Origin of the sequence: Brasilonema bromeliae SPC951 (genome assembly GCF_012912135.1) — a bacterium.
Classification (GTDB): domain Bacteria; phylum Cyanobacteriota; class Cyanobacteriia; order Cyanobacteriales; family Nostocaceae; genus Brasilonema; species Brasilonema bromeliae.
The window spans coordinates 1-13,358 of sequence record NZ_QMEB01000190.1 but is presented as its reverse complement, the minus strand read 5'-3'; the positions used below and the strand labels follow the sequence as shown (position 1 = coordinate 13,358).

Annotated in this window: 11 protein-coding genes; 4 read left to right on the top strand and 7 right to left on the bottom strand. The window is 42.9% G+C overall.

The genetic code is table 11. The features are described 5' to 3' along the window. The 5 genes from DP116_RS20815 to fabI form a co-directional block, all read right to left on the bottom strand. Positions 1-1,163, bottom strand: a 1,163-nt coding sequence (locus tag DP116_RS20815) for an alpha/beta hydrolase (protein WP_169156984.1), incomplete at its 3' end; no start/stop codon positions are given. Between the two features lie 326 nt (positions 1,164-1,489). Beyond that, positions 1,490-3,124, bottom strand: a complete 1,635-nt coding sequence (locus DP116_RS20810; RefSeq protein ID WP_169156983.1) for a polysaccharide biosynthesis/export family protein — start codon at positions 3,122-3,124, stop codon at positions 1,490-1,492. 719 nt (positions 3,125-3,843) lie between these two features. After that, complete coding sequence (locus tag DP116_RS20805) at positions 3,844-4,821, bottom strand: ABC transporter ATP-binding protein (protein WP_169156982.1); 978 nt, start codon at positions 4,819-4,821, stop codon at positions 3,844-3,846. Between the two features lie 157 nt (positions 4,822-4,978). Next, positions 4,979-5,647, bottom strand: a complete 669-nt coding sequence (gene hisB, locus DP116_RS20800; protein ID WP_211173414.1) for an imidazoleglycerol-phosphate dehydratase HisB — start codon at positions 5,645-5,647, stop codon at positions 4,979-4,981. Between the two features lie 118 nt (positions 5,648-5,765). Next, a complete protein-coding gene (fabI, locus tag DP116_RS20795; RefSeq protein WP_169156981.1) occupies positions 5,766-6,542 on the bottom strand; it encodes an enoyl-ACP reductase FabI in 777 nt (258 codons plus the stop codon). A gap of 710 nt (positions 6,543-7,252) precedes the next feature. Between fabI and ntcA the strand changes: the two genes are divergently transcribed. Continuing rightward, positions 7,253-7,924 carry a global nitrogen regulator NtcA gene (gene ntcA, locus DP116_RS20790; protein ID WP_048867514.1) on the top strand — a complete coding sequence of 224 codons (672 nt, stop codon included), beginning with the start codon at positions 7,253-7,255 and terminating at the stop codon, positions 7,922-7,924. Between the two features lie 314 nt (positions 7,925-8,238). On the opposite strand, the gene DP116_RS20785 is transcribed toward ntcA, so the two are convergent. Then, the gene (locus tag DP116_RS20785) at positions 8,239-8,439 is read right to left on the bottom strand and encodes a hypothetical protein (RefSeq protein WP_169156980.1); all 201 of its coding nucleotides are present in this window, start codon (positions 8,437-8,439) and stop codon (positions 8,239-8,241) included. 142 nt (positions 8,440-8,581) lie between these two features. On the opposite strand from DP116_RS20785, the gene DP116_RS20780 reads away from it, so the two are divergent. Beyond that, on the top strand, positions 8,582-10,075 hold the full coding sequence (locus DP116_RS20780; protein WP_169156979.1) for a DUF3084 family protein: 1,494 nt from the start codon (positions 8,582-8,584) through the stop codon (positions 10,073-10,075). 432 nt (positions 10,076-10,507) lie between these two features. Beyond that, on the top strand, positions 10,508-10,960 hold the full coding sequence (locus tag DP116_RS20775; protein ID WP_169156978.1) for a pre-16S rRNA-processing nuclease YqgF: 453 nt from the start codon (positions 10,508-10,510) through the stop codon (positions 10,958-10,960). Positions 10,961-11,016: 56 nt separating this feature from the next. On the opposite strand, the gene DP116_RS20770 is transcribed toward DP116_RS20775, so the two are convergent. Further along, positions 11,017-11,280, bottom strand: a complete 264-nt coding sequence (locus DP116_RS20770; RefSeq protein ID WP_169156985.1) for a DUF3146 family protein — start codon at positions 11,278-11,280, stop codon at positions 11,017-11,019. Positions 11,281-11,484: 204 nt separating this feature from the next. On the opposite strand from DP116_RS20770, the gene DP116_RS20765 reads away from it, so the two are divergent. Then, positions 11,485-13,317: an ABC transporter ATP-binding protein gene (locus DP116_RS20765; RefSeq protein WP_169156977.1), complete on the top strand. Its 1,833-nt coding sequence runs from the start codon at positions 11,485-11,487 to the stop codon at positions 13,315-13,317. Positions 13,318-13,358: the final 41 nt, after the last annotated feature.

The following is a 13,358-nucleotide window of genomic DNA, read 5'->3' as shown; positions in this document are numbered from 1 at the left end:
CGTAAGGAAGCCGCTGAACATTGTAACCAATCACCAGGCGCTTCGCCGATATTTAAAGAATCTTTACAAAATTGACGTAACTCTTCCAAGTTAACCTCTCCTCCTACCAAAGCCAAAGCGGTATAACCTCCCAAGGAATGACCGATGACAGTGACTTTTTCAGTGTTGAACTTACCCTGAAGTTGACCAATTTGAGTATTGAGTTTTGTCAGTTCATCCAGCACAAAGGTAATATCTTTTGGTCGTTCAATAAACTCAGTACCTGCTAGCAGCTGTGCCAAATTCTGTTTATCTGAGGCTCTACCGACAGCATCAACATTGCTCCCAGGATGTTCAACAGCAACAACAGTTATGCCATAAGAAGCTAAATGACGCGCTAAATAGCTCAAGAATCGTCGGTTTGCCCCGAATCCGTGCGAGAGGACAACGAGTGGGTTTTCGGTGTTTCCCTGACTCGAATTTTGACTCCAATAAATATCTACAGGAATAATACGGTTACGCTGTTGGTCATTCAAAACAATTGTCTGCTGCTGTACGACTTGATTCCCCAGCGCTGCTGGGTCGAATGCTGCTTTGAATGGTATGCTACTTTCAACAGATAACTCTCGTTCAAGCAACAGACCAAAGGCTTGACTCTGTAAGTTGTTTGGGTTAAAGTCTACCGCTAAACCGACAGCTTTCGTAGCGTCTACGGTAATATTTTCTCCTGGGTAAGCTCGCAAGAAACTCAATGCGCTAAAACCGTTTGCTTGTCGGAGTGCGAAATTCAGGGTGGCTTTGATACTTTCTGTTGTACTACCTGGTATGACTCCACCCAAAGATGATATGAACTGTCTACCTCCGGGCGATCGCACCAAGTTATCAATAAATCTGTCTGCAACAGCAGGATTGACTTCCAACCGCTTGGTTAGCAATTCTCGCACTTGCGAGTTTAGCACTGGTGACAAAAGTTCCAGTCCTTCTGGTAATTTCCCGGTTTTGGCAAACTTTTCTAGGTCTCTGATCGCCACTGACTGCTGAAACGGACCTAAACGGATAGTAACTGTTTGGGCGGCTATTGTAGAAGGCATTCCCACACCCCATCCCAAAACAAGCATCAAAGGACAGAGTAATTTTTGTGCCCAAGATGCCTTGTGCCAATATTTACCAAGCTCAAACTGCATATGAGTTACCAATAAGCCCTTTGGGCACGTTATACCAATTCAAAATTCGCAATCCGGAGAAGTATGCCTGCGGCACGCTGCGCTATCAAAATGAAGAAAGCCAGACATCACAAGGGTTTGAGAATGTGTATCTGTCGTATTCTTTTTTCAAATTGGTATTAAGCAAACAAAATTATAAATTCAAAATTAATAATCTCCACATCTTTTTGTTGGGAATTCAAAGTTCAAAAAAATAATTTTGAACTTTGAATGAGCGAATTTTGAATTTGAGCGTTTGCGCAGCGCCCCCTTAGGGGCTAGCGAGTGTCCCCAGTTTACAGCTTTGTTTAAAACCCGAATAAAGATCTAAAAATACCAAGCACAGTGCCAAAAGGATTGAAGAAAGCACCTACAGCATCACCAGTCTTGGCTATACCAGAGCGGTTAACTATCACGATATCATTATTACGGAGTATGGGATTGGTTTGCTCATTAATTCCTTGTTTGATATCTACTTTGACTTCCCGTTTCGTCACAGAGCCATCTGGGTTGAGGCGAACCAAATCAACAGTAGTTCTACTTGCTCTCGCATCGTTAAATCCGCCTGCTGCAAGCAATGCTTGATTTAACGGAGTATTAGGCTGAACTTGTTTCACGCCTGGGGCTTTTACTTCACCAACCACATTGACTTGAATGCGAGAAGGAGCCAAAGTCGTAGTCGCTAATTGAGTCGCTTCTGCTCGACTGACTTCTGTTGCTGTTGGAAATACGATCGTATCTCCGTCTTGCAAAATCACGTCTTGATTAATGTCACCACTATTGAGTAGTTTCCACAGGTCAACTTTGATTGATTGTTCGTTACCTGTTCTGGTGCGTCGGCGTATTGCTACATTACGAACATCAGCCTCTGGCGTAATTCCCCCAGCCAGTTGCAGTGCTCGCATCAAAGTTGGTTGTCCAGTGATACTTGGTGCACCAGTTGTGTTGTTTGCATTTCCTCCTTCTGAAGCACCTTCGCTGACAAGATACGAACCTGGACGGAGAACTTCACCAATGAGTGCTACTGTACGAGGTTTGGTCGGATCTGCGGCATAGCTTGATGAAGCTAAATTTCGTGCATCTGCCAAGTCTATAGTCGTTGCTGTTGGAACGTAGATGGTATCTCCATCCCGCAATGTCAAATCCTGCCTTATTCTGCCTGTTTGTCTAATCTCCTTCAAATTGACAACACTAACTTGCTCTGGACCTTGTCCTATCCTACGCCTCAACTCCACTCTTGTCTCATCCGCTGACTGTGTGATCCCTTGAGCTGTCGTCAGTGCCGATAGTAAAGTTGGGAATTGCGCACTAGGAGCATTCCCTCCGCCTGCTTGTAAGTTGAGACTGTAAGCTCCTGCACGTGTCACCTCTCCAGCAACAAAAATATTTATGGGGCGAGGTGATAAAAGATTGATTGTTATGATCGGTCGTTTGAGAAAGCGAGAGTATTTCTGAGTAATTAATTCAGCTGCCTCTTCTGTGGTCAGTCCTAAAACAGAAACACTACCAATTAAAGGTAGGTTCAGCCCTCCACCCGGAGGAATTTGGTACTCGCCTGAATATTCGGGAACTTCAAATACGCTGACTCTGACGCGATCGCCACCTCCCAACGTATAGTTTGTATTTACTTGTGTTCCCCCTGGTACTGCTTGTCTCTGTGTATATTTTGTATCTATTGGTGTTGTTGCTGCGGGTACGGTTTGTCCTTGTGTATAGTTTTTCTTTACCTGTGTTGCTGATGGTACCAGTTGTCTTGGAGCTTTTGTATTTCTTTGTGTCCCTGTAGGTAGGGCTTGTCCTGATGTATAATTATTTAACTGTGTTGTTGATTGTTTGGTTGGATTCTGAGCTAAGCTAGTAAGCGGGAAAGCGAAATTAATAGCAGTTAACAGTACCACACCCCCAAATGGTTGGCTGATAAACTTTAACCTTGTATTTTCCATATTTACCTGAAACTACTATTAGTAAAGTACTGTCTTAACATTTTAAGCTTGACTCTTGTCTTTTCTTCAAGTTCCTTAACACTTTTATTTTCTTAAAAAATCTTGTTTTTCCGAATGATAATTGTTTATTTCATTTGAATTTTTAGTGAAGTTCATTTAAATAGTGAAACTTTATCATACTTGCTTTTACAATATTGTGGTTTTCATGACATTTTATCTGAGAAATACTCTCTTCGTACAGTAGTATTAACAAAATTTTTTTTGACTAGCAAATCTGACGTGTAATAAAAGTAGGATTTATTAGTTAAGAGAGCGTGTCATCAAAGCAGAAAAAGACGTACAGCAGGAAACTCTTAACAGGCTGGAAAGTATCCTTGTGTCCGTATTTTCTCATTAGTTCATGTCCTAATCTACCTCGCAACTGCTATAGCATCAAAATCTTACTAAGAAGAGACAATCGTTTGAGGAGTGCATATTTTTTGTCTCAGCCATCTGTTATTTGTAAGGGGCAAAAAAATCTGTGACTGAAGACGATGAGGAGACTAAAGTTAAGGAGTTTGAATCAGTAGTCGTCACGATGAATTCGTCACCATAACGAAACAAACTTTCTTCCAACTCCCGCGCCGCTGCGTTTTTTGTCAGCCCATTTTCTTGCTAGAATTATTTACAGTTAGTCAGAATGAGGAAAAACAAGCCGACTAACATACGTATGAAATGATCTAAGACTGATTGTGTCTTTGGATCTGTTCCAGAAAAAAATCTTCCAAAGAGGGACGAGACAAATTCACACCAATGAGTTGTCCTCCCATGAGACGAAAACTGGCAAGAAAATCATAAACATCGCCTTGAACTTTACCTTGCCAAGAACCATCAGGTTGGTACTCTAGATTGGGAACCCATTTTTTAAGAACTTCCCAATTACCGCCGTAACCTTTGACATGATACAGGTGATTTGTTCCTAAGAGTTGATCAACAGAACCAGAGGAAATGAGTTCTCCTTGACTAAGGATAGCGACGCGATCGCAAATTTGTTCAACTTCATTCACAACATGGCTGTTGAGAAAAATTGTCTTACCTGCGGCTTTAATCGCTATGATAATATCTCGCATTTGGTAACGTTCCACAGGGTCAAGACCCGACATCGGTTCATCAAGCAACAACAGTTCTGGGTCGTTAATCAGTGCTTTTGCCATACCAACACGCTGTAGCATCCCTTTAGAGTAGCGACGAAGCAGCTTTTTGCGGGCGTCAGCTTGGGATAACCCGACCAGTTCCAGGAGTTGAGGAATGCGTTGACGTTGCACCTTTGTAGAAATTTTAAATACCCCAGCACAAACCTGCAAAAATTCCCAGCCTGTGAGATATTGAGAAAAAGAGAGATTTTCGCTCAGATAGCCGATGCGTTCTTTGAGAGTACGCTCGCCTAATGGTCTGCCCAAAAGCAATCCTCGTCCTGATGTTGGACGAATCATTCCCAGCAACAATTTCAACAAAGTTGTTTTACCAGCACCATGTGGTCCAAGTAACCCAAAAGTTTCCCCCTTATAAACTTTCAAAGAACAGCTTTTGAGAGATACGACCTTTTGATTCAAAAAAAAGCCTGTGCGATAGACTTTTTCCAACTCAGAGGTTAGAACAACTGGCGGAATACTTGTGGTATTCAGTTGAGACTCAGGGGTGTTTGCGACAGACATCATGTTGTGCTTAATACAACAGATAAAATAAGATGTAATGACAGATGAGCGAGTTGACTGGTAATTATAACACCATTAAGACTAATCTCCCCTCAATAGCAAGTGGGGGAGATGAGAGAGGGAGTAGGGAGTAGTAATGACTCCCCGTGCTTGTGCTAGTTTATAACATCCCCTTAGAACTGGGAATTGTACCAGCACGACGCTGATCAATTTCTACTGCCATGCGCGTTGCTCTGGCAAAGGCCTTAAATGTTGCTTCAATAATGTGATGGGAATTCATACCATCTAATTGGCGGATATGTAGCGTCATTTGACTATGGTTTACCAAAGCTACGAAGAATTCGCGCACTAACTGGGTGTCATAAGTTCCCACTCGCTGGGTAGGAATTTGCAAGCCATAGCTGATGTGGGGACGTCCGGAAAAATCTAGCGCCACTTGAATGAGTGCTTCATCAAGAGGCGCAACGAAATGACCAAAGCGGACAATACCTTTTTTATCGCCAAGGGCCAAGCTTATTGCTTGACCCAAGGTAATACCAACATCTTCGTTGCTGTGGTGATCGTCGATGTGCAAATCTCCTGTCGCCCTAACTTCTAAGTCAATTAGCCCGTGGGAGGAAATTTGATGCAGCATATGATCCAAAAAGGGAATGCCAGTTGCTGCATTGCAAACTCCTGTCCCATCCAAGTTGACTCTAACATACACATCCGTTTCGCTTGTCCTACGGCTAATTTCGGCAATACGAGCGCCCCCAGGGAGCTGTTCGTGCTGTGAGGGGATAATTTGACGTAGGACGGAGTCTGTGCTGGAGGAATCGCTTATTTGCATACAGAACCTGGCTTATGCTTAATTATGGAGTAATGGGTCAGAGCCATTTGCTAATACCTAATAACTAATGGTAAATACACAAATAGTAGTTATTGGTTAGCAAATAGCAATATTAACGTTACATACCCATGATTTCATATCCTGCATCCACATAAAGGACTTGCCCTGTGATTCCACTTGCCAGGTCACTACACAAGAAAGCTGCCGCATTGCCCACTTCTAGCTGAGTGACAGTGCGTCGTAGAGGAGCCACCTGCTCCACATGATGAATCATATCCAAGATTCCTCCTACGGCACTAGAGGCTAAAGTACGAATTGGACCAGCAGAGATGGCATTCACTCTGATATTTTGTGGTCCCATTTCAGCAGCTAGGTATCGCACACTCGTTTCTAGCCCTGCTTTCGCAACTCCCATCACATTATAGTTGGGAATTGCCCGCACACCTCCTAGATAGGTGAGAGTGACGATACTTCCTCCTTGAGTCATCAAGGGTTTAGCATATCCAGCGAGTTGCACTAAGGAGTAAGTACTGATTTCTAAAGCCAAATTGAAGCCAGAACGGGATGTTTGGCTAAAATCTCCACTCAGGTCTTCTTTATTGGCATAGGCAAGGCAATGGATAAGGATATCTAAAGATCCCCACTTATCGCTAATCGCATTGAAGGTAGACTTAAGATCTTCGTCGTTTTGGACATTACAAGGAAGAAACAAGCTGGGGTTTAGCGGTTCTACCAACTCTGCGACTTTTTTCTCCATTTTGCCTTTTTCATCTGGCAAATAGGTAATACCCAGGTTCGCTCCTGCTGCGTTCAGTTGTTGGGCAATCCCCCAGGCGATTGAGCGGTTGTTTGCAATTCCCGTTACTAAGGCTTTTTTTCCGGTCAGATCTAGCATATCAATTCTTAATGTGAACACTCCTGCTTGAGCATACTAGAATCTGACACCGATTTGTCTTTGTTTTGGGTACTATTTGTAAACACGATTCTGGAGTCAGCTTTTGATACCACAAAATCATCGTTCAATTCTTAAAATATATGCTCAAAACATAGTAGTGATAAATGATTTAGGAGTAAACAGTGGATGGGAAATGTATGGTAGTAGATAGTAGGTATTAGGTAGTCAATAGAATTTTTTTCTATCTACCATAGACCAGCTGCTGACTACAGTTTTACACCTTCTACAGGATGAGTGTGTCTATTTTTTTTACTTCCAGAAAGTTCTTCAAAAACTTTTGTAATTAACTTTGAAAAAGGACTAGATCTAAACATCCAAAATTATGTATCATGATGAACAAATAAACAGAGCAATCCAATTTAAGTTGTAAGACTGCTCGTTAGAATCATCTTGAGGATCTCGCCCTTGGTGATTCCCTCTGTTAAAACAAGTTGCGTTTCTTTGTGACTTGTTATGACTTTGGACTCTAGACACTAGACAAATTACAGGTGACGTTATGGGAAATTTCACAAATGGTTTAGAATTACTATATGAGTGAGTGAGATTAAGTATAGGAAAGTACAAAAACATTGACAATGTGTTCTTGATTTTTCCGGTGTATTCTTAGGAAATCGATTTTAATTTTTCCGGCATTGGGTAGGGGAAGGTAAATGCTCGTGACACAAGATAAAGCCCTAGCAAGTGTTTTTCGTCAGATGGCGACCGGAGCGTTTCCGCCGGTTGTGGAAACATTTGAACGTAGTAAAACCATCTTTTTCCCCGGCGATCCCGCCGAACGAGTGTATTTTCTATTGAAAGGTGCCGTTAAGCTCTCCAGGGTGTATGAAGCAGGAGAAGAAATAACCGTAGCACTGCTGCGGGAAAATAGTGTTTTCGGCGTCTTATCCTTGCTGACAGGAAACAAGTCAGACAGGTTTTACCATGCGGTTGCTTTCACATCTGTAGAATTGCTCTCAGCACCAATTGAACAGGTGGAACAAGCGCTTAAAGAAAACCCAGAACTGTCGATGCTAATGCTGCGAGGATTGTCTTCGCGGATCTTACAGACAGAGATGATGATAGAAACACTCGCTCACAGAGATATGGGTTCTAGATTGGTGAGTTTTTTGTTAATTCTCTGTCGTGATTTTGGCGTTCCTTGTGCAGATGGAATCACAATTGATCTCAAGCTTTCTCATCAAGCGATCGCTGAAGCAATTGGTTCGACTCGCGTGACTGTCACTAGATTACTAGGTGACTTGCGTGAGAAAAAGATGATTTCAATACACAAGAAAAAGATTACTGTTCATAAGCCTGTTACCTTAAGTCGCCAATTTACCTAAACAAAGTTCACTAGCTATGAACAGTCATTTCTGAGTTAGATAAAAAAGTCAGAAAAAATGACTCATAAACGTCACTTACTACAACTGACATCGGCAATACCCTCCTTATTGCAAGACGAATTGACACCTTTTAGGTCATTCCTTGCAACCCAAAGCGGATTAACGTCGGCAATGCCCTCCTTGTTGCAAGAGTTCTGTTCAGGAGGTACCAGGCGTGTATCAACCTCTGTAAGCAACTGCCATGCATAGTTTCCTAGCTTGAAAATAGAACTCAGCAACTCCTGACTCAGAACGATGAAGGAAAGAAATCTTTTTCATGCAAGGTTTGTGGGATTTTCCCGTGCAAGGCTTCCTTGTAGATGTTTAAAAAGCAAATTAAAGGTAGCTGAAGCCACTGCGTGACTCCCGCCAGTTGCTTGGTGAGTGTAAACTGCAAGAAGGTGATCCCAAGGGTTTGCCAGTTGTAAACGTGGCTTTGCACTATGCTGCAGGTGACTGAGATAGTAAGTGTTCATGGCGTCTGTTGAGTTCTGTTGGAATTAGGAATAAAGACTCGTGAAGATTTGGTCATGTCAATGCTTGACTTACACTAATTTCCCACAGAGAATGACTGGAAGTAGTAGGCTGTATCTGGAAGGATTTCGTCGGTAGGAGAAGATGACCACCGGGTACATCCTAATAGCAGCAATTTTAATTTTGGGAGGCGTCATTGCCACCGTGGGCGATCGCATTGGCACACGAGTTGGCAAAGCCCGCCTCTCCCTGTTTAACCTGCGTCCGAAAAACACGGCAGTACTGATAACTATTCTGACTGGTACGTTGGTCTCGGCATCAACCCTAGGAATTTTATTTGCTGCCGACGACGGATTGCGCACAGGAGTGTTTGAGCTAGAGAATATTCAAAAAGATCTCAGGCGCAAGCGCGAACAACTCAACACAACAGCAAAACAGCTAGAAGACACTAAAGGTGAGCTAGAACAAGCTCGAAAAGAACAAAAGGCTCAACAAGACCGCTTGCAGCAAACAAATCAGTCGTTGCGGGAGGCAAACGCTAAACAACAGGAGACTCAGACTCAACTGAACCGTACTATTAGCCAACAAGCTCAAACTCAAGCTCAACTTCAAGGCACACAAAACCAACTAAGTCAAGCAGTCGCTAGCTATAAACAAGCGATAGCGGAACTTCAAAGCGTTGAGAATGAGAAAAAAAAGCTGTTGGTAGAAATTGAACAAAGAAAGGTAGAACGCCAACGACTGTATGAGGAAGCAAGAAAAGCGATTTCGCAAGCCAAAACAGCTATTGAGAAACGCGATCGCGAACTAGCCAATCGACAGCAAGCTGTTCAACAACGGGATCAAAAAATTGCCGAACTGGATCAACTCATTAAAAAGCGAAACACAGCAATTGCAGCACGAGAGCAAGTCATTGCTCAACGGGAATCTCGCCTCAAAGAATTGGAAACACAACAAGATTCTCTGGAACAGGAAGTAGCAAGGCTGGAGAAATATTACCAGTCTTACCGTGACCTGCGTTTAGGAAAACTCGCACTCGTTCGCGGTCAAGTTCTTGCTACAGGCGTTGTTCATGTGGAACAACCTGTTCTGGGGCGTCAGTTGATCGTTCAACTTTTACAGGAAGCTAATCGAAACGCTAGTATCGAATTAAGTGAGCCTGGTGCCACCAATCAAGCAAATTTGCAGATCCTGCAAGTGACAAATGAGCAGGTTGATCAATTAACCAAGCAAATTAATGATGGTCGAGAATATGTGGTAAGAATTTTTTCTGCTGGCAATTACGTCAGGGGAGAGAAGCAGATTGCATTTTTTGCTGATGCAGCACGCAATCAAGTCGTTTTTACCGGAGGTCAAGTTATAGCAACAACAAGCGCAGATCCCAAAACAATGACATCTTTTCAACTGCGACAGCGGCTGGAACAGCTGATTTCTGCTTCGCAATTTCGCGCTCGTAATGCTGGTATTTTAGAAAGTATTCAAATAGATGGAACTTTCATTCGCTTTATCGCCCAGTTGAGACAGTACAACCAGCCAATAGATATCAAAGCTATTGCTGCAGAGGATACATACACAGCTGGACCACTGAAAGTCAAACTCATAGCCATCCAAAACGGGCAGATTATTTTTAGCACTTAACTACTAGGGAACAGGGAATAGGGAACAGGGAATAGGGAACAGGGAACAGGGAACAGGGAACAGGGAACAGGGAACTCTTAACGCTTAACTCTTAACATCGAAGAAGGAATAAAGGTGTACCGAGTTTTTTTCAAAAATCAAATAGGAGTCTTATATATTACTAATTGTTAAGTTTTCATAATCTATAATCAAAAGTCCACAGTTCAAAAGCTGTTGACTTTTGACCCAAAAAATGGTTAAAACTCAGTAGTCAGAAGAAATTTAGAAATCGCGCGTCAATAGGAGCGGAGTTTTGGTGCGTGAGTTGCGACTCTCTTGCGCCTGAATTCATTTATGGAGAAAAAAGAATTTTTTCTTACATAGAATATATTTCATTTGTGGAGAATTCTCTCGTTCTGCCTTCTGCGTTCTTCCTAATTTTAAATTTTTATTATGACTTCCCGTGAATTCCTACCAACCCAACCAGCTATTTTGGGTTTTGATCCAGGTCGTGATAAGTGTGGTTTAGCTGTGATGGGACTTGATAGACAAGTGTACTATCACGAAGTTGTGTTAGCAGCTGAGGCGATCGCCGCTATCATGTCGCTGCGTCAAAAGTTCCCCATTTCTTTACTCGTCATGGGTGACCAAACCACAGCAAAACGCTGGAAGCAAGAACTGCACAATCAATTAGCAGATCCATTGAACATCATTTTAGTAGATGAGCGTTACACCAGCTTAGAAGCGCGCGATCGCTACTGGCAGATGTATCCTCCCAAAGGACTTGCCAAGCTTCTACCACAAGGCTTGCGACAACCACCACGACCAATAGACGACATTGTAGCTATCCTGTTAATTGAAAGATACCTCAATCGTTTAACTGAATCAGTGGTTAATAATGAATAATTAAGGTTAAGTATTATAAAACATGTTTACTTGATAAATCTTCGTTTCTTTTTTCTTTACAGTTGAGCTCGAATAGTGAAAGCATAGTCTCCTCCTGGTTCGAGCTGGTAATCTCGTTGCTCTAAAAAGCGACCGAGGGGTTCCTTGATCAAAGCACGCCCTTTATAAGGCTTGACAGAAAGTTCTCCCCGGCGGAAATGCCATTGGAACTGCCATTCAAAGTCACCCGCTCTCACTTCACCTTCAAGAAATCCGTCTTGCCAAGATTGACGGGTAATCCTGACATGGGCTGTAGTTTCTGGTAAATATTTAGCACTCACGATGCTGTATGTCAAGTTGAAAAATAAAGCTAACTTGTTATAGCTTTACATTTATTCACAGTACCTCAAATACTCCAATTGGTGTATTTGGATATGATCCCTCATCCTGCCTATTGTCTTTAAATGCAACTCAGGATGAATTTCTGCTGGAAGACATAGGAGTGAACGCTGCAATCAGGCGCGATTTTACAGTATAAAAAGAATATGAGGATTCGTAAAAAACGCAATGGCCTGCGCCAATCTCTCGCAGTTTTCCGGTACAGTGGACGAGCTATTAGCTTGGTGTGGACGACTAGCCGCTCGCTGACCATTATTTTTGCGAGTTTAACTGTGCTGGCTGGTCTTTTACCAGCAGCTATAGCCTATATTGGTAAGTTAATTGTCGATGCTGTGGTTTCGATATCTCAACAGATATCATATAAGAGTGATTTTGTCAATAATTATCGTCCTTTAATATATGTGGGTTTAGAGGCGATCGCCGTCGCTTTACTGGCGGCTAGCCAGCGAGGACTCACCGTTTGCCAGTCTTTGTTGCGGATGCTGCTTGGTCAACGAGTCAACGTTCTGATTTTAGAAAAAGCCCTGACACTCGACCTCACACAGTTTGAGGACTCAGAGTTTTATGACAAATTGACCAACGCACGACGAGAAGCATCAATTCGTCCCTTGTCTCTGGTCAACCGTACCTTTGGCTTGGTGCAAAGCGCGTTGTCACTTGTGACTTACGGCGTTTTGCTGGTGAAATTTTCATTTTGGGCGGTGTTGATGCTCATCTTAGCAGCTATGCCCGCATTCTTTGCGGAAACGAAATTTGCTGGGGAAGCCTTTCGCCTATTTAGTTGGCGTGCGCCGGAAACCCGTCAGCAGCACTACCTGGAAACCCTTTTGGCTAGAGAAGACTTTGCCAAGGAAGTCAAACTCTATCAACTTGGGGATATGTTGCTGGAACGTTACCACAGCCTATTTAATAGACTCTACGGTGAAGACCGCGACTTGACACTACGGCGAGGATGGTGGGGTTATCTGCTGAGTTTGTTGAGTACTGTAGCTTTTTACATAGCTTATGCCTGGATTGTGGTGGAGACAGTTGTAGGCAGAATCTCCTTGGGAGATATGACGATGTATCTCACGGTGTTTCGCCAAGGACAGTCTACATTTTCTAGTGCCTTGACTTCTATCGGGGGGATGTATGAGGATAACTTGTACCTTTCTAATCTTTATGAGTTTCTGGAAGAGGAAGTTCCAAAGCCAAAAGGCAAAGCTACGAAAGGCTTAAAACCTAAAGATGGAATTCGCTTTGAAAACGTATCATTCACCTATCCAGGAAGTTTACAACCAGCGCTGAAAAATATTTCCTTGCACCTGAAACCGGGAGAGAAGTTAGCAATTGTTGGTGAAAATGGTTCTGGCAAAACGACGCTGATTAAGTTGCTGACTCAACTTTACACTCCTGACTCTGGACGCATCTTACTAGATGGTTTGGACTTGCAAGAATGGGATGTGGATGTGCTGCGGCGACGCATTGGGGTGATTTTTCAAAACTTTGTCCGCTACCAATTTACTGTTGGTGAGAATATTGGTGTGGGGGATGTGGACTACGTTGAAGATAAAAACCGATGGATGAGTGCGGCTGAAAAAGGCATGGCGCTTCCTTTTATTGAACATTTGCCCGAAAAGTTTCAGACTCAGCTTGGGAAATGGTTCAGAGATGGACAAGAACTCTCTGGAGGTCAGTGGCAGAAAATTGCTCTTGCGCGTGCTTTTATGCGAACTCATGCAGATATTTTGGTTTTGGATGAACCGACATCAGCAATGGACCCCCAAGCAGAATTTGATATTTTCAATCACTTTCGCGCCCTGACGAAAAATCAGATGGTATTTTTAATATCTCACCGCTTTTCTACGGTGCGGATGGCTGACAAAATTGTTGTTATCGAAGCTGGGGAGGTTGTGGAACAAGGAACACATGAGGAGTTGTTACAAGCACAGAACCGCTATGCGACACTGTTTTCGTTGCAAGCAGCAGGATATCAGTAGAGCAGGACTTACGCACGAACAACGTAACTATAGTCATTGCG

What these genes read in the sequence shown, in the direction of transcription:
- ntcA (WP_048867514.1), top strand. Translation starts at nt 7,253, where the DNA reads ATGCTCGTGACACAAGATAAAGCCCTAGCAAGTGTTTTTCGTCAGATG.
- DP116_RS20805 (WP_169156982.1), bottom strand. Translation starts at nt 4,821, where the DNA reads ATGATGTCTGTCGCAAACACCCCTGAGTCTCAACTGAATACCACAAGT.
- DP116_RS20785 (WP_169156980.1), bottom strand. Translation starts at nt 8,439, where the DNA reads ATGAACACTTACTATCTCAGTCACCTGCAGCATAGTGCAAAGCCACGT.
- DP116_RS20810 (WP_169156983.1), bottom strand. Translation starts at nt 3,124, where the DNA reads ATGGAAAATACAAGGTTAAAGTTTATCAGCCAACCATTTGGGGGTGTG.
- DP116_RS20765 (WP_169156977.1), top strand. Translation starts at nt 11,485, where the DNA reads ATGAGGATTCGTAAAAAACGCAATGGCCTGCGCCAATCTCTCGCAGTT.
- DP116_RS20780 (WP_169156979.1), top strand. Translation starts at nt 8,582, where the DNA reads ATGACCACCGGGTACATCCTAATAGCAGCAATTTTAATTTTGGGAGGC.
- DP116_RS20775 (WP_169156978.1), top strand. Translation starts at nt 10,508, where the DNA reads ATGACTTCCCGTGAATTCCTACCAACCCAACCAGCTATTTTGGGTTTT.
- fabI (WP_169156981.1), bottom strand. Translation starts at nt 6,542, where the DNA reads ATGCTAGATCTGACCGGAAAAAAAGCCTTAGTAACGGGAATTGCAAAC.
- hisB (WP_211173414.1), bottom strand. Translation starts at nt 5,647, where the DNA reads ATGCAAATAAGCGATTCCTCCAGCACAGACTCCGTCCTACGTCAAATT.